Annotated in this window: 21 protein-coding genes; 19 read left to right on the forward strand and 2 right to left on the reverse strand. The window is 44.7% G+C overall.

Annotation, left to right across the window (positions count from 1 at the left end; translation table 11 throughout):
- The first annotated feature begins 5 nt into the window (after nucleotides 1-5).
- The 6 genes from CLOSA_RS06290 (at nucleotide 6) to CLOSA_RS22085 (ending at nucleotide 3,907) form a co-directional block, all read left to right on the forward strand.
- Complete coding sequence (locus tag CLOSA_RS06290) at nucleotides 6-455, forward strand: PTS sugar transporter subunit IIA (protein WP_013271935.1); 450 nt, start codon at nucleotides 6-8, stop codon at nucleotides 453-455.
- A gap of 23 nt (nucleotides 456-478) precedes the next feature.
- Nucleotides 479-1,474 carry an aldo/keto reductase gene (locus CLOSA_RS06295; protein ID WP_013271936.1) on the forward strand — a complete coding sequence of 332 codons (996 nt, stop codon included), beginning with the start codon at nucleotides 479-481 and terminating at the stop codon, nucleotides 1,472-1,474.
- A 33-nt stretch (nucleotides 1,475-1,507) separates the two neighbouring features.
- Nucleotides 1,508-2,191: an RpiB/LacA/LacB family sugar-phosphate isomerase gene (locus CLOSA_RS06300; protein WP_013271937.1), complete on the forward strand. Its 684-nt coding sequence runs from the start codon at nucleotides 1,508-1,510 to the stop codon at nucleotides 2,189-2,191.
- Between the two features lie 582 nt (nucleotides 2,192-2,773).
- Entirely contained in the window at nucleotides 2,774-3,133 is a 360-nt protein-coding gene (locus CLOSA_RS06310; protein WP_157669000.1) for an HPr family phosphocarrier protein, read from the forward strand.
- 324 nt (nucleotides 3,134-3,457) lie between these two features.
- Entirely contained in the window at nucleotides 3,458-3,631 is a 174-nt protein-coding gene (locus CLOSA_RS22080; RefSeq protein ID WP_081443007.1) for an HTH domain-containing protein, read from the forward strand.
- Nucleotides 3,632-3,760: 129 nt separating this feature from the next.
- Nucleotides 3,761-3,907, forward strand: a complete 147-nt coding sequence (locus CLOSA_RS22085) for a family 1 glycosylhydrolase (RefSeq protein WP_085952045.1) — start codon at nucleotides 3,761-3,763, stop codon at nucleotides 3,905-3,907.
- Between the two features lie 112 nt (nucleotides 3,908-4,019).
- Here the strand turns inward: CLOSA_RS22085 and CLOSA_RS06320 are convergent, their stop codons facing one another.
- Nucleotides 4,020-4,655, reverse strand: a complete 636-nt coding sequence (locus CLOSA_RS06320; protein ID WP_013271939.1) for a superoxide dismutase — start codon at nucleotides 4,653-4,655, stop codon at nucleotides 4,020-4,022.
- A gap of 293 nt (nucleotides 4,656-4,948) precedes the next feature.
- On the opposite strand from CLOSA_RS06320, the gene CLOSA_RS06325 reads away from it, so the two are divergent.
- The 11 genes from CLOSA_RS06325 to CLOSA_RS06375 all read left to right on the forward strand — a co-directional run bounded on the left by CLOSA_RS06325 (nucleotide 4,949) and on the right by CLOSA_RS06375 (nucleotide 17,132).
- Complete coding sequence (locus tag CLOSA_RS06325) at nucleotides 4,949-6,328, forward strand: efflux RND transporter periplasmic adaptor subunit (RefSeq protein WP_013271940.1); 1,380 nt, start codon at nucleotides 4,949-4,951, stop codon at nucleotides 6,326-6,328.
- Nucleotides 6,329-6,340: 12 nt separating this feature from the next.
- Nucleotides 6,341-7,135: an ABC transporter ATP-binding protein gene (locus CLOSA_RS06330; protein WP_013271941.1), complete on the forward strand. Its 795-nt coding sequence runs from the start codon at nucleotides 6,341-6,343 to the stop codon at nucleotides 7,133-7,135.
- Nucleotides 7,126-8,334 carry an ABC transporter permease gene (locus CLOSA_RS06335; RefSeq protein ID WP_013271942.1) on the forward strand — a complete coding sequence of 403 codons (1,209 nt, stop codon included), beginning with the start codon at nucleotides 7,126-7,128 and terminating at the stop codon, nucleotides 8,332-8,334. Before CLOSA_RS06330 ends, CLOSA_RS06335 begins: the two co-directional genes overlap by 10 nt.
- A 14-nt stretch (nucleotides 8,335-8,348) precedes the next feature.
- Nucleotides 8,349-9,560 (forward strand): ABC transporter permease, encoded by a 1,212-nt coding sequence (locus CLOSA_RS06340; RefSeq protein WP_013271943.1) that lies wholly within the window; start codon nucleotides 8,349-8,351, stop codon nucleotides 9,558-9,560.
- Nucleotides 9,561-9,909: 349 nt separating this feature from the next.
- The gene (locus CLOSA_RS06345) at nucleotides 9,910-10,338 is read left to right on the forward strand and encodes a hypothetical protein (RefSeq protein ID WP_013271944.1); all 429 of its coding nucleotides are present in this window, start codon (nucleotides 9,910-9,912) and stop codon (nucleotides 10,336-10,338) included.
- A complete protein-coding gene (locus tag CLOSA_RS06350; RefSeq protein ID WP_013271945.1) occupies nucleotides 10,335-11,282 on the forward strand; it encodes a hypothetical protein in 948 nt (315 codons plus the stop codon). Before CLOSA_RS06345 ends, CLOSA_RS06350 begins: the two co-directional genes overlap by 4 nt.
- A gap of 230 nt (nucleotides 11,283-11,512) precedes the next feature.
- Nucleotides 11,513-12,385 carry a diadenylate cyclase CdaA gene (gene cdaA / locus CLOSA_RS06355; protein ID WP_041708943.1) on the forward strand — a complete coding sequence of 291 codons (873 nt, stop codon included), beginning with the start codon at nucleotides 11,513-11,515 and terminating at the stop codon, nucleotides 12,383-12,385.
- Nucleotides 12,363-13,667, forward strand: coding sequence for a CdaR family protein (locus tag CLOSA_RS06360; RefSeq protein ID WP_013271947.1), 1,305 nt, complete (start codon nucleotides 12,363-12,365; stop codon nucleotides 13,665-13,667). The genes cdaA and CLOSA_RS06360 overlap by 23 nt, the downstream gene beginning before the upstream one ends.
- 58 nt (nucleotides 13,668-13,725) lie before the next feature.
- Nucleotides 13,726-13,989, forward strand: coding sequence for an HPr family phosphocarrier protein (locus CLOSA_RS06365; RefSeq protein ID WP_013271948.1), 264 nt, complete (start codon nucleotides 13,726-13,728; stop codon nucleotides 13,987-13,989).
- 34 nt (nucleotides 13,990-14,023) lie between these two features.
- The gene (gene ptsP / locus CLOSA_RS06370) at nucleotides 14,024-15,739 is read left to right on the forward strand and encodes a phosphoenolpyruvate--protein phosphotransferase (protein WP_013271949.1); all 1,716 of its coding nucleotides are present in this window, start codon (nucleotides 14,024-14,026) and stop codon (nucleotides 15,737-15,739) included.
- Between the two features lie 100 nt (nucleotides 15,740-15,839).
- Nucleotides 15,840-17,132 (forward strand): O-antigen polymerase, encoded by a 1,293-nt coding sequence (locus CLOSA_RS06375; RefSeq protein ID WP_013271950.1) that lies wholly within the window; start codon nucleotides 15,840-15,842, stop codon nucleotides 17,130-17,132.
- A gap of 306 nt (nucleotides 17,133-17,438) precedes the next feature.
- Here CLOSA_RS06375 and CLOSA_RS06385 read toward each other — a convergent pair whose 3' ends face one another.
- Complete coding sequence (locus CLOSA_RS06385) at nucleotides 17,439-18,194, reverse strand: MurR/RpiR family transcriptional regulator (protein ID WP_013271951.1); 756 nt, start codon at nucleotides 18,192-18,194, stop codon at nucleotides 17,439-17,441.
- A 293-nt stretch (nucleotides 18,195-18,487) separates the two neighbouring features.
- Between CLOSA_RS06385 and CLOSA_RS06390 the strand changes: the two genes are divergently transcribed.
- Together CLOSA_RS06390 and CLOSA_RS06395 are read left to right on the forward strand one after the other, a co-directional pair.
- Nucleotides 18,488-19,819 (forward strand): 6-phospho-alpha-glucosidase, encoded by a 1,332-nt coding sequence (locus CLOSA_RS06390; protein ID WP_013271952.1) that lies wholly within the window; start codon nucleotides 18,488-18,490, stop codon nucleotides 19,817-19,819.
- A gap of 20 nt (nucleotides 19,820-19,839) precedes the next feature.
- Nucleotides 19,840-21,882 (forward strand): glucose PTS transporter subunit IIA, encoded by a 2,043-nt coding sequence (locus tag CLOSA_RS06395; RefSeq protein WP_013271953.1) that lies wholly within the window; start codon nucleotides 19,840-19,842, stop codon nucleotides 21,880-21,882.
- Nucleotides 21,883-21,923 lie beyond the last annotated feature (41 nt).

Below are 21,923 nucleotides of genomic sequence, written 5' to 3' on the forward strand. Positions count from 1 at the left end.
ACAAGATGGCAGTAAAAGAGATTCTGGATAAAAGAGTCATTGATTTAAACATGAAGGCAGGTAATAAGGATGAGGTAATCCGCCATCTGGCAGGGCTCCTTAAGAACGCAGGATACGTTGAGGATCTGGAAGGCTATGTTAAGGATGTGTATTTAAGGGAAGAAGAAGGGATTACAGGAATCGGGGGGCATGTGGCAATCCCCCACGGAAAATCTGAATTTGTGGATAAGGTGGGGATTGCCGTAGGTAGAACCCAGCAAATGGTGGATTGGGAATCCTATGACGAGGAACCAGTGGACCTTTTCTTCCTGTTTGCAGTGCCTTCCGACAGTGGCGGGGTCAAGGATCATCTGCGCCTGATTGCAGAGCTGGCGGGCAAGCTTGGAAATGAGGCGATTATGCAGAAGCTGCAGGCTGCGTCCACGTATGAAGATTTACTGGACGCATTTTCATAGTGATGGGAAAAGGAGGAATGGCCATGGAAATGAGAGAAATAGGAAAATCAGGAATCAGGGCCAATGCCTTTGCGCTGGGCTGCTGGGCAATCGGCGGCGGAGAATGGTGGGGCGCCAATGACGATGAGATGTCTGTGAAAACCATTTTAAGAGGGGTGGATCTGGGAATCAACTGGATCGATACTGCCAGGGTCTATGGGTTCGGACACAGTGAGGAAGTGATCGGGCAGGCTCTCAAGCAGACGGACCGCAGTCGTGTGATCCTTTCCACCAAGTGCGGCCTCCAATGGTATGATCATGGGGGAGAAGAACATTTTACCAAGGAGGGCCATACCATATCCAGGGACTTATCTCCCAGGGCGATACGGAGAGATTTGGAGCTGAGTTTAAAAACTCTTGGAACAGACTACATTGATGTGTATTACACTCATTGGCAGTGCAAGACTTATGGCATGGTTCCTGTTTCGGAAACCATGGGAGAGCTTTTAAGGATGAAGGAGGAAGGAAAGATCCGTGCCATCGGTGCGTCCAATGTGGATCTGACCGTTCTAAAGGATTATGTGGCGGCAGGAGAACTGGATGTCATTCAGGAGAAATTCAGCATCCTGGATAGAAAGGCTGAAACAGACCTGCTTCCTTTCTGCGAGGACAATGGAATCACTTTCCAGACCTATTCTCCTATAGAGCAGGGACTATTGGCCGGAAAGGCATTCAACGATTATAAACCGAAAAAGGGAGAGGTACGGGACGGAAAAGCCTGGTGGAAGCCGGAGAACATCAGGACGGCAAATGAGATGCTTGCTGGCTGGAAGGATTTAGCGGACAAATACCAGTGCAGTCTTGCAAACCTTTGTATCAGATGGAATTCCATGGCATCCCCTGCTATCAATGTGCTTTGCGGTGCAAGGAAACTGTCCCAGATCGAGGATACGGCAAGATCCATGAACCTTCCTTTGTCCCGGGAGGATTTTTTAAGGATGAAAAGGGATGCGGACAAGGCAATCGAAAAACAGGTTTAGACAAAGAGCACAGAAGGAAAGGAATGGGTATCAATGAAAATTGCATTATTAAATGAATTCAGTCAGGCGCCTAAAAATCAAATCATATTAAAGGAATTAAAATCTGTAACTGAGCCAATGGGACATCAGGTTTATAACACAGCCATGGAAAGGCCCCTGACAGATCAGGATGTGCCGGAGGCATATACAAAAGAAAATCCAAGGCTTACTTATCTGCACTTAGGCATTCAGGCAGCCCTTCTTTTAAATTCCGGTGCAGTTGACTTTGTGATCACCGGCTGCGGCACAGGTCAGGGAGCCTTGATGTCCTTAAACATGTATCCCGGAGTTGTGTGCGGTTACTGCATAGAGCCTGCCGATGCTTATCTGTTTTTACAGATTAATAACGGAAATGCCCTGTCTCTGCCTTATGCCAAGGGCTTTGGCTGGGGAGCAGAGTTAAACTTAAATAATATTTTTGCCAGGGCTTTCGGTTCCCCAAAGGGGATGGGATACCCCGATGGAAGGAAAGAGGCTCAGAACAGGAATGCCAACCTTCTTTTTGAGGTGAAAAAACAGGTGGCAAAACCGCTTCTTGAGGCATTAAAGGCCCTGGATCCCCAACTGGTAAGGGAATGCATGATCCCTAGATTTCTGGATTGCTTTTATGAAGGATGTAAGGATGAGGAAATCAAGGCGTTTGTAGACCAGATGGCTGCAGATCCAAATAATAATTAATAAATCTCCGGACTTCCGGCAATGGGGACCATTTCCCGGCGATAAGGGTGATCTGATAAAAATAAAGCAGACGGTATGTTTACAAGGTGTTTTTTTAGTACGGCCCAGCAGGCATTTTCCATAAATCCTATGGTTCCCAGCGGCAAGATAGCAAAGACAGTATTGGCTGAATTGCTGATTGCCCATAAGTAGCATTTACCACAGCTTAAAGAGGTATTAGATCATCTGGAAGGTGTAATTCGTTAAGTTTCCGGTTGATCTGCTATCTCTGTTTCCCAAGGAGTCATTGCACACTGACGTAATGTCAGCAGCGATGACTCCTTTTGGCAGTTAAGTCATACCTGTTCGTTGAAAATACAGCCTTTTTATGATAAAATAAAAAAAATACTCTGTAACAGCAAATGAAAGATAAGGTTTGCTGAAAAATATTGAATATCGGAATGTTTGCTACGGGGATCAATAATCCCATGTTTCCTATTAATCTGGAATTTCCCAAAGAAAGCATTATTCTTTCGGTGGAAGGGGAGACGGACATTCTTATTGAGAATTCAGAGATTATGAAGCAGTGCAGAAGAAACAGGGGTGAAGGTCCTGGTATCAGGAAGCGGAAAGCCGGGCTTTCAGATCAAGCAGGGAACGGTTGTTTTTTATGAAATCCAATGGGTACAGGGAGGGAACATGAAAGCATTTGATTATACCGTAAGGGAACAGTCTGGAATCCATGCCAGGCCGGCAGTAAAGCTGGCAATGGAAAGTCAAAAATATAACAGCAGGATTATACTTTTCCTTGATGAAAAAACTGCTGATGCTTCCGATGTGATGGCAATTATGGGACTGAATATTAAATTTGATGATATCATAAGGGTGGAGATTACCGGTACAGACGAAGATACGGCATATGAGGGGCTGAGAGACTTTTTGTTTAATCGCCTGCCTTATTAGGACATTATGGGCATTTTATAAAATTGATATAGTCAGATTAACCAGGAAACAATAGAAAAACCATGAAGCAGCCGAATACCGGTGAAGCTGCTTCATGGTTTTTCTGTTTTATGCCGTTAAGAAATGATTTTTCTGACATACTTAAGAATGCAGTAATTATAAAATTTGCACGGGGTTGGTGCAAATCTATATTTGTATTGGATTTTAAGTACCATTATCATAAATCCAGGCCTGATATGCGGCGGCCCATGAGCTTGAGATATTCTGCCATCAGAAACTATAGCAGAAGGAAATCAGTTGCAATGTTTTTAACGGGGTGATCATATGCAGAGCAAGCAGATAGAATTGATTAACTATATGATGGAAAACAAGGCTAAGGTATTGACAGCCCAGCAGTTAGCCAATACTTTAAACATTTCCATACGGTCGGTAAAAACCTATATCTCACAGATCAATGAAACAGGAAGAGGCAAAGCCATTATATCGAATCCGTACTGACGATGATCCTAAGGAATGCAGAAGGATTCCTTCTTCTGGTATAAAAAACTGATTGAATCCAATGGGGAGGATGTTGATTGAACTCCTGGTTGAATGGGGTGACGGATGCGCTTGATAAAGGAGGAACTAATGGAAAAAATAAAAGATACTTTTCCCCATGGATTTTTATGGGGTGGTGCAGTAGCTGCTTGCCAAGTGGAAGGAGCGTATGATGTGGATGGCAGAGGCCTCTCCGCTTCCGATGTCCATAGGTATTCAAAATCAACTAAAATCTGACACCGTCTGGTGGCTGCCTGGCTTTATTCAGCCAGGCAGCCACCAGACGGTGCTTTTCATTTATAACTTATAACGGGTTCGGGATTCTTATTGGGAAAATGGGTCCGGGAACTCAGCATCTGCACGCCATACATTTCCGGTAATTCTTATTTGCCTGCTCCCAGTCTATCACCTGGAACCAGTTTTGGATGTATGCCTCCCGTTCGTTGTAATGTTTTAAATAATAAGCGTGTTCCCACACGTCTATGGTAAGTACCGGGCAAAGGTTCTGGACCATGGGGGTATCCTGGTTGGCTGTAGTGACAATTTTAAGCTTACCTTTTTGGTCTACCACCAGCCACGCATATCCGGAGCCAAAGACAGACAGCGCTTTTTCCTTGAATTCCTTGTAAAAGTCTTCTACAGATCCAAAATCTACCACAAGGGCATAGTAGAGCATTCCGGCCTGGCAGCGGGATTCAGCGTTTGACATGCCGTTAAAATAAAAGATATGGTTGTAAACCCCGCCTCCATTATTCCTGACGGATTTCTGAACGTCTTTTTGCAGGCAGTCTGCATTGCAGAGCAGCTTTTTCAAGGACCAGCTTTGCAGGTCCGGACAGTCTTTCAGCGTAGCATTCAGGTTATTCACATAGGTTTGTAAATGCCTGTCATGATGCAGGCACATGGTCATTGTGTCGATACATGGTTCTAAGGCATCATAAGGGTAAGGAAGGGGCGGATTTACAAAAGGATAATGCTCATTCATTAGAAGATTCCCTGTTTCTATTGTCTGTATAAGTATATTCAGAAAGTATTGGCATGTGAGGAATAAAAGCGAATTTATATATTTTAGTTGTGGGTATGTCAGAAAATTAAGGAAGTGTGTTTCTGCGTTAAGGGAAGGCGGCATGAAATATTGTTTTTTGGGGTCAATACCGGGTAAAAATTATAAAAAATGGAAAAGTTTAGAAATTTATAAGAATTTTATACTTAAAAAAGTTATATCAGCCCGTTATAATAAAGAAAAAAGAAGTGGGCCAATACAGGAGGGAAATGGGCATGAAACGATTTAAGATCAATGAGAAGGAAACAGGCGAAGCGGCAGAAATGGAGCCAATGTCTGATGAAGTATTTGATAAAGAGCTGCAAAGCCTGATGGAAGAAGAAAAGAAAGGAAAAAAGAAAAAGAAACGCTTACATAAAAAATGGAGTAAAAAGAGGAAGATCATAACCATTGGAGCAGCGGCCATTGGGGTTTTTTTTGTTGCCTTTAAAGTTATGGCTGGAGGCGGCAGTATGGCTGTTCCGGTAACAGTATCCCCCCTTGCCAAGGGAGAGGTGGTGGAAATGCTTTCCGTCAGCGGTCCGGTCCAGGGAACGGACAGCGTGGAAGTGGTATCCAACCTTCATGCGGAGATCCTGGAGCTTCCGGTAAAAGAAGGGGACAGGGTAGAAAAAGGACAGATTTTGGCAGTTCTTGATGACAAGGACGCGAAAAAGGAAGTGGACATCGCTCAAAACGCCTATGATCTGGCTTTAAGCACCTATCAGGATAAACAGCTGGAGGCTGAGAACGGATATGCAAAGGCAAAGCAGGATTATGAAACGGCAAAAGCAAATTATGACCGGACTTTGGCACTATTCCAGGGAGGAAGCGCTTCCCAGGTTGAGCTTGAAACCGCTTCCAATGCCATGAACGACGCCCAGAGGGAAATGAGCAGTTACACCTTAAAGGATGGAAGGCCTGTGGCAAATGAATCCTATTCCCTGCAAATTGAAAAAGAGGCATTTGAACTGGAACAGAAGAAAGAGGCTCTGAACAATACCAAGGTAACCAGTCCTATTGCAGGTACCGTTGTAAGGGTCAACTGCAAGGTGGGCCGTTTTGCAGATAAAACCGATGACGACAAGCCTATGTTTATTATAAACAATTTGGATGTGCTGGAAATGAAGATCAATGTCAGCGAGTATTCCATAGGAAAGGTTGCCATCGGACAGCCGGTGGAAATCAGTGCGGATATTTTAAACGGTGAAACCGCAAGAGGAGAGGTAACCGCCATTTCTCCCACCGGTGAGGAGAAGGGAAATGGTTCTACAGAAAGAGTCATTCCCACCACCATACGGATCATCGATCAGAATACCAGTCTGATCGCAGGTATTACTGCTAAGGCCAAGATCGAGCTTCAAAAGGCAGAGGATGTATGGGTGGTGCCTATTTCCGCAGTCATCCAGCAGCCTGACGGCAGCACCGCCATTGCCTGCGTGAAGGATAAGACAGTAACCTTCATTCCCGTGAAAACAGGGGTGGAGAGTGATATCCAGGCGGAGATCATACCAGATGAAGAAGGAGCTTTGACAGAAGGGATGCAGGTGATTGACGCTCCATCCTCCATGCTAACTGAGGGTATGGAAGTAACCGTGGCTTCACCGGTTCAATAAGGGGGAGGAAGTATGTGGAAAAAAAAGGATAAGCTTCCTGCCTGCGCTACGGAAAATATCATGGAAGATTTGATAAAGCTGGTGGATGTGGTGAAGGTTTACGATACCGGTTCCATAAAGGTGCTGGGCTTAAAGCGGGTAAACTTAACCATTAAGCGGGGAGAATTTGTGGCTATCATGGGGCAGTCAGGCTCTGGAAAGTCAACGCTCATGAATATTTTAGGGTGCCTGGACCGGCCTACCATGGGGCATTATTATCTTGACGGAATTGATACGGCAGAGCTTCCTGCCGATGATTTATCGGCAATCCGAAACCGGAAAATAGGATTTGTCTTTCAGTCCTTTAATCTTATATCAAGGACCTCCGCACTGAAAAATGTGGAGCTTCCTATGACTTATGCCCATATCTCCAGAAAGGCCAGGGAGGAGCGGGCGATCAAGCTTCTGGAGCGGGTAGGACTTGGAAGCCGTTATGAGCATATGCCCAATGAGCTTTCCGGCGGTCAGCGGCAGAGAGTGGCCATAGCAAGAGCGCTGGCTAACGAGCCTCCTCTGATTCTGGCCGATGAGCCTACGGGTAACTTGGATACCGCCTCATCAAAGGAGATTATGGAGCTGTTTACCAAGCTTCACAAAGAGGGAGCCACCGTGGTGCTGGTAACCCATGAAGAGGATATTGCTGCATTTGCAGGGAGGATCATACGGTTTCGGGATGGGCAGCTGGTCAGCGATGAGCTTAATGTTCCCCTGAACCAGGGACCGGAAGAGTATGAGACTATGGAGAAAGAAGGGACGCCATGCTGTTAGAAAACATGAGTATGGCGCTTCATGCCATAAAGTCCAATAAAATGAGGTCCTTTTTGACCATGCTGGGAATCATCATCGGAATTGGAGCAGTGATCGCCATAGTATCCGTAGGGGACAGTATGAGGAATTTATTTTCCGATGCCTATAAGGATGTGGGGTTTAACCGGGCCATCATTCTGGTGTCCTGGGATGTACCGGATTTCCGAATGTCGGATTATTTTACCAGAGATGAAATGGACCGGGTCAGGGAAGTGTACCAGGATAAAATCCAGTATCTTGACAGCGATGCCAATGCTGACGCAGAGGCTGTCAATGGGCGCAGAAAAGTTAAGTATCAATTCCAGGGGATCGATTCCAATTATACCGATGTGCAGCCATTGGATATCATTTACGGAAGAGCCATTAATACGGCGGATGTAAAAGGGGCGGCAAATCATGTGGTATTGGAGGATAAGGGTGCGGTACAGCTGTTTGGTACGGCCGACTGTGTTGGCAGGACGTTCCGCATGACCATAAATAAGGATACCCAGGAATACATGGTTGTGGGAGTTTATCATAAGGAAATTTCCCCCATGATGGCAATGCTAATGGGCAACGGACAGACGCAGTCTGGCTTTCTGCCTTATACGGTCCTTACAAAACCCAATGATTACTTTCAGAACTTGAATTTTTATGTCAGGGATGGAGTGGATATGAATGCATTCCTGGCAGAACTCACCAGGTACGTTGCCAAATTAAAGGGCCGTCCGGAATCAGAGATCCGCACCATGTCTGTGGCTGAACAGATGGGAAGCGTAGATGCCGGCCTTTCCGGCATGGCGGCGGCCGTAGGCGGAATTGCTGCCATCTCTTTGCTGGTTGGAGGGATCGGAATCATGAATATCATGATGGTTTCCGTCACGGAGCGGACCAGGGAAATCGGGGTCCGGAAGGCTTTGGGTGCAAGGACAAGAGATATCATGATCCAGTTTTTAACGGAATCCGCCTTTATGTCGGCCTGCGGAGGAATCATCGGAATCCTCCTGGGGGTAGCCCTTGTGAAAGCAGGAGGAGCCATTTTTCAGATGACCGTGGTCATCAGGCCCTCTGTAGTGATTCTGGCAGTGGGTTTTTCTGCGCTGGTGGGTATTTTCTTCGGTCTTTACCCGGCTTCCAAAGCAGCGAAAAAGGACCCCATTGAGGCCTTAAGATATGAATAGGAGGAGGGAACATCATGCTGCTGGAGAATATGAGTATGGCCATTCATGCCATTAAGGCCAACAAGATGAGGTCCTTTCTGACCATGCTTGGTATCATCATCGGAATTGGGTCTGTTATTGCTATTGTATCCATTGGAGATACCATGCGGTTTATGGTATCTGATCTTTATAAAAATGTGGGAGTAACCCTGGCTTATGTTTATGTCTGGCCGAAAGATGGTGAGGATATGAGGCAAAGCGACTATTTCTCCCTTGATGATATTGATCGGGTAAAAGAGGTATTCGGAGATGAAATCAGTTACATAGACAGCAATGCCAGCGTCAATGCGGAGGCTGTCTTTGGCCGCAATAAGGTCAAATTCCAGTTTGAAGGAATCTACGCCAATTATCCTCAGGTCCAGAAAATCAACATCATTTATGGCCGTAATTTAAGTGAGTCTGATATTAAAGGAAGAAAAAACAATATTGTGCTGGAAGCAAAGGGAGCCAAGGCACTTTTCGGTACGGAAGATGCGGTGGGAAAAACCTTCCGCACTACCATTTACGGCATTACGGACGATTACAATGTGGTGGGAATCTACCGGTTGGAACAGAACCCTTTTGAAGCTATGTTGACAGGAGCGAACGAAACCAAGGCAGGGTATGTGCCGGATACCTTGCTTACATGGCCCAATGATAACATTTTCAGCCTTCGTCTCTATGCAAAGGAAGGTACCGATATGAAGGCATTTTCCGATAAGTTTACTGCCTATATGGCTAAGGCCAAGAACCGGAACAAGGAGGATATTACCTTTTATTCTGTGTCCAGTGAAATGGGAAGTGCAGATTCTATCATGGGAGGCTTATCTGCTGCTGTGGGAGGAATCGCGGCTATCTCCCTTTTGGTAGGAGGAATCGGGATCATGAACATTATGCTGGTATCCGTTACCGAGCGGACAAGAGAAATTGGGATTCGAAAGGCACTGGGAGCCAGAACTAGAGATGTACTGATCCAGTTTTTAACGGAGTCAGCCATTCTATCCGCTTTTGGCGGGGTCCTTGGAGTTGTGGTGGGCGGAGGGCTTGTGCTGGCAGGCGGAGCACTCTTTGGCCTGTCGGTGGTCATAAAGCCGGCAGTGGTCCTGGTGGCAGTTGGCTTTTCTGCTTTGGTGGGCTTGTTCTTTGGCATTTATCCTGCTTCCAAGGCTGCGAAGGCAGATCCCATTGATGCCCTGAGGTATGAGTAAGGAAGGACAGCAGTCCTGCTGCGCTCAGACTTCAGATGTCATGAGCATTCATAAAACCGGTGCATGGACTTACGTCCGAACGCCGGTTTGTCTGTTGTATGAGGAAGCCTGGCCAGGCTTCTTATCCATTAGAAGTAATTGAGCGCCGTTTTGCCCGGTGTTATGAAATGTATGGAATCTTATTTTACCGTCTGAGCGCAGCATACCAGCTGCGCTTATAAATTTGCAGGAGAAAATCCGGGAAATGTCTGGGATGTTATAAAAAAATAAAATTTCTGTATTATGCTCGCAAAGTAAAAGGTTCTATGGTATAATAGGGTGATATCTTATGGTATAGTGAGGGAACCATATGCTTAGTGAAGAAAAAATAAAGATCATGACCAGCCTTGCAATGTTTGAAAAACATGAAGGAAAGAAGATATTTCCCATTAACCGGTATTTTAAAAGCGATTACATCAGCAGCAAGCTGTTCCGTTCCTTTTTCAGCTACACCTTAAGCTTTGTTTTATGCCTGGCTTTATGGGGATTATATGATTTGGAACGGTGGATGAACACCATGGAACTGAAAGGCCTGACTGCAGCAGGAATGCGGATCGGTCTGATTTATTTTCTCGGACTGGTCGTTTACCTGGGGATCAGCATTTTTGTATATATGAAGCGGTATGGGTATGCCAGCCGTGGAATAAAGGTATATCTTGCCAAATTAAAAAGGCTGGACAAGCGGTATGAAGGAAACACCAGGCCTTTAAAAAGAACAAAGGGAGGACGGACATCATGATGGGCCTTCTTGTATTTAAAGAACGATTGAAAGAGTTTTATGCCAGGTTTGACATATATATAACGCCTGTGATCAAGTTCGTTTTCAGTTTACTGGCTTTTTCCCTGATGAATAAGAATATCGGCTTTATGCCGCAGCTGACGGAGGCTTACATTCCTCTGGTGCTGGCTCTGGTTTGCTCCTTTTTGCCTTATGGAGCCATTTCTTTTCTGGCTGCAGGCTATATGCTTGCCCACTTGTCGGGAATTTCCATTGAAATCACTCTGGTCATGGCTGTTTTTATTGTGGTGGTAGGACTCCTTTATTATGGTTTCCAGCCGGGTGACAGTTATCTGCTTGTGCTGACCCCGGTATTTTTCCTTTTAAGGATTCCTTATGCCATCCCTTTGATCGTCGGGCTGTCAGGGAGTCTGATCTCAGTGATACCCGTAAGCTGCGGCGTATTTATTTATTATACGCTTTTATATGTGAAGCAGAATGCGGGGGTACTGACCAATGATTTGTCAGTGGATGAGGTGCAGAAATTCATGCAGCTCATGAAGAGCCTGCTCTCCAATAAGCTGATGCTTGTAATGGTTACAGCCTTTGCCCTATCTCTTGTGGTGGTGGCCATCACCCGGAGCTTATCTGTGGATTATTCCTGGATCATTGCCATTGTAGCAGGAACCATTGCACAGCTTGGGGTTATTTTTATCGGGGATATCGCTGCGGATGTGTCGGTATCGGTGACCCGTCTCCTGGTGGGGATCCTGATTTCCCTCCTTATTGCAGGAATTTATACATTTTTTGTCTTTGCAGTGGATTATTCCAGGACGGAATACGTACAATTTGAAGATGATGATTATTATTATTATGTCAAGGCGGTTCCAAAGCTGACGGTCAGCGCGCCTGATGTAAAAGTTCAGAAAATCAACGCTAGAAAACTCCAAAGACCGCAGAGATAGGAACGTTCTGCGGGCATACTTTGATGCCCAAAAAGCCCGAGCAATCATTGGGAACGCCCTGGGGGCATCCCTTGATGCCCCATAAGCATGGGAAATCAATGGGAACGCCCCGGGGGCATACCTTGATGCCTCGAAAGCATGGGAAATCAATGGGAACGCCCCGGGGGCATACTTTAATGCCCGTAAAATATGGGCAATTATTAGGAAAAGATAAAAGGGAGGTGGAGACAATCGCAGATTTTTTAGACGGAATGTACTCCTGGGTATCGTTTCTGCCCAGAATATCGAAAACAAACCTGGTTGAAATTATTATTATAGCCGTTCTGCTGTATGAATTGCTGACCTGGATCATGAACACAAGGGCATGGACACTTTTAAAGGGAATTATTGTGATTCTTCTTTTCTATGTTTTTGCATATGTATTCCGGCTGGATAATATTTTTTGGATCCTTAATAAAATCGCTACCCCGGCAGTGACCATGGCGATTGTGATTTTCCAGCCTGAGCTTCGGAAGGCCCTGGAACAGCTTGGAAGCAAGAATCCTTTTACAGGAATCCTTACCTTTGATGAAGGCAGGGACAATTCCGGTTTTACGGATAAGACCATCAATGAGCTGGTAAAGGCTACATTTGAAATGGCAAAGGTGAAAACAGGGGCGCTTATGGTAATTGAAAGAGGGGACTCTTTAAAAGAAATCGAGCGAACCGGGATCGAGGTAGGAGCAGTAGTCAGCAGCCAGCTTCTGATTAATATTTTTGAGCATAATACGCCGCTTCATGACGGGGCGGTGGTGATCCGCGGAAACCGGGTGGCAGCGGCTACCTGCTATCTGCCCCTGTCCGATAATATGACCATCAGCAAGGACCTGGGGACCAGGCACAGGGCCGCAGTAGGGGTCAGCGAAGTTAGCGACAGTGTTACCATTGTTGTATCAGAGGAAACCGGGCGTGTGACTGTGGCCTTAGAGGGAGGCTTAAAGCGGATCACGGATGCGGATATGCTTCGTTCGGTCCTTGCAGGTGTAAAGCAGCAGGGAGAGGAAGGAAGCAGATTCCGAATTTTGAAGGGAAGGCGAAAGAATGAAGGAAAAGCTGTTAAATAATCTTGGACTTAAGCTCTCGTCTCTGGTGCTTGCCTTTGCGGTATGGATGGCTGTTGTCAACATTTCCAATCCTGTTATTTACGATTCCCAGGTGGTTCCAGTGGAGGTGCGCAATGAGGACGTACTGGAGGCTGCCAATTTAGCCTACGAAATCTTTGGAAAGGATGCGGTAACAGTCAGTTATCAGGTGAGAACCAGAGACCGATCCCTGGTGAAGGCATCGGACTTTCATGCTTATGTTGATTTAAAGGATTATAACGTGACGGGAGCCATTCCCATTACGGTAGAGATAAACAAGGATAAGGAGAATCTGGTAAAAGGAGATACCATAACGGCAAAGCCTATGGTGATCCGGATCATAACGGAAGAGCTTCAGCGCAAGAAGTTTGATCTTCAGGTCCGGATAACGGGAGACGCTGAAGACGGGTATGCTCCGGGCGTTGTCACCCTGTCACCTGATAATGTGACGGTGGAAGGCCCGGAATCCCAGATCGGCAAAATCAACCATATGGGAATCGAGATCAATGTGGATAACGCCAATGGGGACTTGAATTCGGTGGCTTCTCCCATCTTTTATGATGCCAACGGTAACAAATTGCTGGACCTGGGAGATAAGGTGACTGTCAGCAGGCAGGAGATTGAATATCATGTATCCGTGTTGAAGGCAAAGAACCTTTCGCTCAATTTTGAGGTGACAGGAGAAGTGGCTAAGGGATACCGGTATACGGGTGTGGAATCCAGTGTCAAGTCTGTGCCGGTGATCGGAACCAAGTCCATTCTGGCATCCTTGTCCACCCTTTCTGTTGCATCAGATAAGCTGAATATCGATGGTGCCACCTCTGATAAGGTGATTCAGCTGGATTTAAGCCAGTATCTGCCGCCCAGCACCTCTGTGGCAAGAGAAGAATATAAGAATGTGACCGTGAAGCTGAAGGTAGAACCGCTGACGACCAGAACATTCACTTTAAAGCTGAAGGATCTGGATAAAAAGGGAGCAGAGGCTGATTACGATTATACGTTTGATAAGGAGACTTCTGATGTTACCATAAAGGGGCTGAAAGAAGATTTAGATGCCCTGACGGAAGATAATTTGAATGCGGTTCTTGATCTGTCGGGTCAGGAAACCGGACCCAATCCCGGAATGCTGACATTTGAGGTATCAGGAGGATTTGAGGTGGTAGGTTATACGCCTTTCAATGTGACGGCAGCCCATAAAAATCCTGGCCCGGGAACGGAGGAAAGTGCCACCGCTTCCTCCACGGAAGAGTCTGAATCTCAATGAATCAGATTTTCTTCCGAAAGAGGGAAAATGATGAAAGAATAAAGGGAGGGAATTCAGTATGGTCAGCGCAAAAGTTGTTATAAAGAATCCTACCGGCCTGCACCTAAGGCCGGCTGGGATTCTTTGTAAGGAAGCCATGAACTTTAAATCTACAGTGAGTTTTCGGTTTAAGAATACCACTGCCAATGCGAAAAGCGTGCTTAGCGTATTGGGCGCCTGTGTAAAAAGCGGGGATGAGATTACTTTCGTCTGTGAGGGAGCAGATGAGGAGGAAGCTCTGGCGACCATGATCAAGGCTGTTGAAGAGGGCCTTGGCGAATAGATTAATCTTCAATAATTAATAAGGAGGAGAAATTATGTTTAAAGGTACAAGTGCATCCGCGGGAATCGGCATCGGGAAAGCTGTCAGCGTGGAAGAGGCGGAACTTAAGATCAGGAGGGAAGCCATCACGGATCCGGCGGCTGAAAAGATCCGCTTTCAGTCTGCAGTAAAGCAGGCCATGGAAGAAACCGATGCCCTGGCAAAGGATCTGGCAACAAGAGTGGGAGAAAAGGAAGCGGAGATTTTAAACGGCCATTTATTGCTTCTATCAGATCCGATGCTGACAGGTGAGATCGAGAATACGATCACGGGGGAGAATGTCAACAGCGAATTTGCCATAGAACAAGTATGCAACACCTATGCCGATATGTTTGCTTCCATGGGGGACGAATTGATGCAGCAGAGGGCCACGGATATGCGGGACATAAAGACCCGCGTGCAGAAGATCCTTATGGGAATCAGCTCCGTGGATATTTCTGCGCTTCCGGAAGGAACCGTGATCATTGCCAAAGATCTGACTCCATCTATGACAGCAGGGATCAATCCGGACAAAGTCGTTGGCATTGTCACAGAACTGGGTGGAAAGACTTCTCACAGTGCCATTCTGGCCAGGGCTTTGGAGATTCCTGCCGTTGTAGCAATTGAGGGATTTTTAAACCAGGTATCCGATGGGGATGATATGATACTGGATGGCTCACAGGGGATTGTCCTGGTTAATCCTGAGGATTCGGTAAAATCAGAATATGCTGCAAAGAGAGAAGCATTTTTAAAGGAAAAGAAGGAACTGGAACAATATATCGGAAAACCTACGGTAACAAAGGACGGGGCTTCCATTGAGCTGGTAGCCAATATCGGAAAGCCTGAGGATGTGGAAAAGGTTCTTCATTATGATGGGGAAGGGATCGGACTGTTTCGTACGGAATTTTTATTCATGGACCGTACGTCAATGCCTACCGAGGACGAGCAGTTTGAAGCCTATCAGAAAGTTGCAGTTGCCATGAACGGCAAGCCTGTGATCATCCGCACCCTGGATATCGGCGGGGATAAGGAAATCCCATATATGGGCCTTAAAAAGGATGAAAACCCGTTTTTGGGATACCGGGCCATCCGGTTCTGCCTGGACCGTAAGGAGGATGTATATAAGCCTCAGCTCAGGGCTCTTTTAAGAGCCAGTGCTTTCGGCAATATCCGAATCATGGTTCCCATGGTGACCTGTCTGGAGGAATACAGGGAAGCAAAAGCTCTTGTTGAAGCGCTTAAGAAGGAACTGGATGAAAAGGGGCTGGCTTATAATAAGGACATTCAGGTTGGAATCATGGTGGAGACGGCTGCGGCTTCCCTCATGGCAGATGTATTTGCAAAGGAAGTGGATTTCTTCAGCATCGGAACCAATGATCTGACTCAGTATACCATGTCCGTGGACAGAGGGAACGATAAGGTGTCTTATTTGTATTCCCCATTAAATCCAGCGGTTTTAAGAAGCATCCGCCACGTCATTGAATGCGGGCGCAGGGAAGGGATCATGGTCGGTATGTGCGGAGAGGCTGCCAGCGACCCCTTGTTGATTCCTCTTCTTTTAGCATTTGGCTTAAATGAGTTCAGTATGAGTGCATCAGCGATTTTAAATGCAAGAAAGCTGATTACCGGTTATAGTATCAAGGAGCTTCAGGCAGTGGCGGAAAAGGCCATGTCCTTCTCCACGGTAAAAGAAGTAGAAGATTACATGAAAGAGTTTATCAGCCGCATATAATGGACTCCCAGAGAGGAAATGCAGCTTGTCGCCGGGGCGGCTGCTGCATTTTTCCATATACGGCTGCATTTTTATTATATGCCAAAGGGGATATGTTACGATGAGCGTTTATCTGATCAGCTATGGGGCATCTTATTTATTTGCAAGAGCAGGATTTTACTGGCTGTCCGGTATTATTTTAATGCTGGCAGCTCTTTTCCTGTACTGGCGGGATTACCGTAGAACCGAGAATATCATTCATTTAAGAGGCTTGTTCTCCCTGTTCTGGGTAGGAGGGGAAGGCATCGCCTGTTTAAAGCTTTCAGAGCTTTCCTTTGACTGGAATATTATAACATGGCTCTGTTTTCTGGTGGCATTCCTGGGATTTTGGGTTACCTTTGAATTTTTTGCAAAGCTCCAGGGAGAATCAGGGGGGCAGCGCTCCAGCTGGTTCAGCTTTAAGGGTTATGAAAGGCCTCTTTTTCTGTCCATGGTCTTTGTCACCCTTGTATCCCTTACCGGTTTTATGGTTGAGGCGGTTGTGTTGGGGTTCATTCCCTTCTTTGTGAAAGGAGTGCCCCATGCTTATTCCACGTTCCACATAACGGGAATTCACTATTTTACCGTATCCTGTGTGTTGGTGCCTTCCCTTTCGGTCTTATATTTTTGCATAGAGCAGGGGAGAAACGGCTTAAGGTTGGTTCTGGCCGTGCTCATGGACGTCGTCGCATGCCTGATCCCTGTTTTGTGTGTGTCCCGCTTCCAGCTCATTCTGGCTGTGGGATTAGCAGTTCTCACCTACATTGCAATGGAACACAGGCTGAAAATTGCATACGGGGTGGGCCTGGCAATCGGAATGATCCCTATTTATGTGATCCTCACCATTGCCAGAGGCCATGATGTGTCCTATTTAAACGGCATTTTCCAGATGAAAAACAGCCAGATGCCCATATTCATTACCCAGCCTTATATGTACATCGCTAACAATTACGATAATTTTAATTGTCTGGTTGAGTGGCTTCCATCCCATACCTTTGGCCTTCGGATGCTCTTCCCGCTATGGGCGCTTACAGGACTGAAGTTCCTGGTTCCGGCTCTTGTGGATTTTCCCACTTATGTGACAAAAGAGGAACTGACCACTGTCACCCTGTTTTATGATTCTTTTTATGATTTTGGGATTGTAGGTGTACTGCTCTTTGGCTGCATTCTGGGCGGGACCGGTTTTTTTCTCATGCGTATGGCAAAGCGTACCCGCAATCCCATTGGCTATCTGTTCTATGCCCAGTTTGCTATGTACATGATCCTTTCTTTTTTCACCACCTGGTTCAGCAATCCATCTACCTGGTTCTATTTTGGCATGACCGGGATTTTGTTCGCCTTTTGTTCGTGGAAGAATAATGGAAGACATGGATGAGTTTATACACTTATCCTGAAAGAACTGTCAGGATAAACGAATGGATGTTCCATTGCAATAAAATAAGCAGCAGGCATAAGGATAACCCCTTAAAATGCCTGCTGCTTATTTTATTAGGGCTCTTTGTCAATAGTTGGGGTGGGATTCGTTTGAAATTTTATTACAACAAAAAGAATGTTGGAAGTGTGCTTTTCAAGCACACCCCAACATTCAGTATAGAACCTTTATTAGTTCTATCATATGATTGAACATATTCTTTGCAAATTTTATGAATCATGAGAAGAGGTAATGCCATTCTATGAATGATCAGGAAATATAATCGGTATACTCTTCATAAATCAGGTGCAAAAGCAGGTGTAACGTTAGAAAAGAAGATGTATTAAGGTTTCTGTCTTTGCTAATGCTTGAGGATTGATAATAAAAATTATATTTTACAAGTGATGCCAGCTCATTATTACTTAAATTAGTAATGGAAACTGTAGGGATTTCCTTAAGCATTAAATTAAGAATCACCTCTTTTGTAAATTTTAAATTACCGGACAGGGAAGCAATAAATAAGAGGTCATTCTTTTTCATAGTATCCATGGCAATATTCAATTCAGTGGAAGCAGGGATCACAATCAGATTCTTTTTTACGTTCATTAAGCATCTGGCAAATTCGCTGAGAATTAACCGCTGGCCGTGACCAGTTCCGTAAGCGTATATAACATCTGCCTCTTTCATCATATTAAATATTACGTTTTTTACCGTATTTTGTTCAAAGAGCTTGATTGTCTGCTGGATATCATTATTTAACTCGCTGACGAGCTCTCTTTTAATACTGATATTTTTTTCATTTGTTTTTTCCTGCCGCAAATAATATTTAAATTCGCTGTAACCGGAGAATCCCAGTTTTTTAGCAGTACGAAGAATTGATGCTGTGGAAACACTGCATTTTTCCGATAATTCCGAAATACTGAAATTTAAACATAAGGGTATATGTTCTTTTACATACTGAAGAATATAAAAATCGTTGTTATTTAACTTATCATAATTTTCGTTAATAAGGGCATCCAGATTCATAAAAACGCCTCTTTTCATCATTTATTTTCAGTATAGCAAAGAAAGAATTTCATTACAAGTAGAAGATAAAACATGGCCTGTCATAAATTTCAGATTATGACAATTTTAACTTTTGCAGACATATCTGACTGATTGCACAAAAACTATTTTAATTTTAATATTTTTTTGTATAATATTGTCATAACAGCTGTTTAGAAAATCCGGAATCCGGAATCCGTAAAAAAGGAAAGGTGGAAAAAACATTTCACCAGTGTCTGCTTGAACAATAAAGCATGCACAGAATGGAGGAAAGCATGAAAAGATCATCAATTGTAATTGCAGGAGGCGGAAGTACTTATACGCCTGAAATCATATTAATGTTATTGGATAATTTGGATCGTTTTCCAATCAGCCAGATTAAATTATATGATAATGATTATGAGAGGCAGAAAATCGTAGCTGATGCATGTGAAATCATTATAAGAGAACAGGCACCTGATATTAAATTTCTTGCCACAACAGATCCGGAAGAGGGATTTACTGATATTGATTTTGTAATGGCCCATATTCGGGTAGGGAAGTACGAAATGAGAGACTTTGATGAGAAGATTCCTTTAAGGAACGGCCTGGTGGGGCAGGAAACCTGCGGGCCAGGCGGAATTGCTTACGGTTTCCGTTCCATTACCGGAGTGATGGAGCTGGTTGAATATATGGAAAAATATTCACCTAATGCCTGGATGCTGAATTACTCCAATCCGGCTGCAATTGTTGCGGAAGCAATCCGTAAGGTGAAGCCTGATTCAAGGGTCTTAAATATTTGCGACATGCCCATAGATATTGAAGAACGTATGGCATATATTGCAGGCCTGAATTCCAGAAAAGAAATGGATGTAAGATATTATGGACTCAATCATTTTGGCTGGTGGTGTGATATCAGAGATAAAGAGGGGAATGACCTGATGCCGGTCATAAAGGAATACGTTCTGGAACATGGCTATAATCTGGAGAGCATCGGAAAAGAGCCACGCCTGAATGATCCTGACTGGTTAAAGACTTACAGGTTTGCAAGTGAATTGTACAAGACAGATCCGTCGGTACTTCCAAGCACCTATTTAAAATACTACCTGTATCCGGATCATGCGGTGGAAGAATCCGACCCTGACTATACCAGAGTTGACTTAATTCGGGAAGGCCGTGAAAAGCGGGTATTTGAAGAATGCCGCAGAATTAAGGAATGTGAAACGGCAAAGGACACAACATTGGAAATCGGAGTGCATGCCAGCTTTATTGTTGACCTGGCCAGAGCCATTGCTTTTAATACCCATGAGAGGATGCTTTTGATTGTGGAGAATAAAGGTGCAGTGGAAAACCTGCCGCTAACGGCTATGGTGGAGATTCCCTGCATTGTAGGCTCTAACGGGCCAGAACCTATGGTGATCGGTGAGATCCCCTGGTTTCAGAAAGGCTTAATTGAGCAGCAGCATGCAGTGGAAAAATTGGTTGTAGAGGCTTACTTTGAACATTCTTACCAGAAATTGTGGCAGGCGCTCATCCTATCAAAAACCATGAAAGATGCAGATCTGGCAAAAACAGTACTTGATCAGTTAATTGAAGCGAATAAGGATTTCTGGCCGGAATTAACATAACAATGTGAGGAGGAAATGTAGTGAAAATTTTTATACAAAAGTTGGGGAAATCATTGATGGCGCCGCTGTCCATCATTGTAGCAGCCGGGCTGCTTCTTGGAATAGCATCCACGTTAAAAAATCCGTTGATATTTGGAAATACTCTTTCCGGTATTCCCGCAATATCCGGCTTTATAGGGCTTGTAAATTCTTTGGTTGGCCAGATGTTCGGCCTGCTTCCAATCTTGTTCTGCATATCAGTGGCCATTGGCATGGCAAGAGATGATAAAGAAATTTCAGCTTTTTCGGCAATTATAGGATTTGTATTGTTCCACGTAACAATCCAGTATTTTCTTTCTTTGAAAGGAATAACAGGAGAGACAGTCAGCGTTGATTATCTGACTGCAAATGGGTCCACTCAGGAAGCTGCTGTAAAGGTAAATTCCATGTATGAGACTACCTTTGGCATATTCACTTACCGTATGAGCGTTTTCGGAGGTATTATTACAGGAATATGGACAGCAGCGATCCACAACCGCTTTCACCGGACCCAGCTTCCGACGGCCCTTAGTTTCTTCAGCGGCAAACGGTTTGTGCCTATTATGATTACGGTAACCATTCCAATATTGTCGGTTGTTATGTTTATTGTATGGCCGCTGTTTAGTACCTGCATCAATGCAATGGGATCTGTTATTCAGGGTTCAGGGGCATTTGGAACCTTTATTTACGGCTTTTTGGAGCGTTTGCTGATTCCTACCGGACTTCATCATATTTTAAATCAGCTGGTGCGTTTTACACCCATTGGCGGAACTGCTGTCATTGACGGTGAACAGGTTTCCGGAGCTCTGACAATTTTTAATACATTATTGATGAATCCCGATCCTGATCTTGGCACCATGCGTCAAGCCACAAGATTCCTGACTCAGGGAACCCATCCCTTTATGGTATTTGGCCTGCCTGCTGCCTGTTATGCCATGTATAAGACTGCTTTGCCTAAAAATAAAGATAAGGTAAAAGGTGTTTTATTTGCTGCTGCCTTAACCAGCTTTTTAACCGGCATAACAGAACCTATTGAGTTCTCCTTTATTTTTATCTCCCCAATCCTGTTTATCTTTCATGCTTTTATGGCAGGATTATCTTTTCTGATTAATACCTTGCTGGGAGTGATGATCGGCAATGCCGGAGGCGGCCTGATCGATCTTACAATTTTCGGCATTTTAAGGGGAACAGAAACGAAATGGTATCTAAATGTTTTGGTTGGCATTGTTTATGCAATTATATATTATCATGTGTTTAAGTTTGCCATATTAAAATTCAACATAAAAACCCCGGGACGGGAAGATGAGAACGAGTTGGAAGAAGCTGAAGAAATTATAGCGGGAGAACTTGGCAATGCGGTTATGGAAGCATTAGGGGGAAAGAACAATATTAAAGAGATTGATAATTGCATCAGCCGGCTGAGGCTTGTACTGAATAATACAAAGCTTGCAGATGAAAAAAAGCTGAAAGCCACCGGTTCCCTGGGCGTAATTAAGATTGACGAGCATAATATCCAGGTGGTCTATGGCACAAAAGTGGAAAAAGTGGCTTTTGAACTAAAAAAGAGTTATCGGTCAGGGACAACAGAAAGTCAGGGAAGAGAGGAGTTTTTGTCTCCCATGACAGGAAAGTTGATTGCAATGGAAGATGTTCCTGACCCGGCATTTTCTTCAAAAGCCATGGGAGACGGATTTGCCGTTGAGATGAAGGAGGGAATCGTTGCAGCACCGGTTTCAGGAGAACTGGTTTCCGTATTCCCCACAGGACATGCATATGGAATCCGTACAAATTACGGTATGGAGGTTTTGATTCATATTGGAATCGATACGGTGGAATTACAGGGAAAAGGATTTGATATACGTGTGAAACAGGGGGATCATGTGAAACAAGGAGATATTTTGGCTTGTGTGGATCTTGAGTATGTAAAAAAGCAGGGAAAGGCAATGATATCGCCTGTTGTATTTACCACCGGAGAAAACGTGAATGTGAAAAAGACAGGAAAACAAATTAAATTACTGGAAAACGATTTTATCGATATTTTATAAAATGAGGGGATTAAAGAACGCAGGGCCAGGAAAGGCCCTGC

This window comes from [Clostridium] saccharolyticum WM1 (genome assembly GCF_000144625.1).
Taxonomy (GTDB): domain Bacteria; phylum Bacillota; class Clostridia; order Lachnospirales; family Lachnospiraceae; genus Lacrimispora; species Lacrimispora saccharolytica.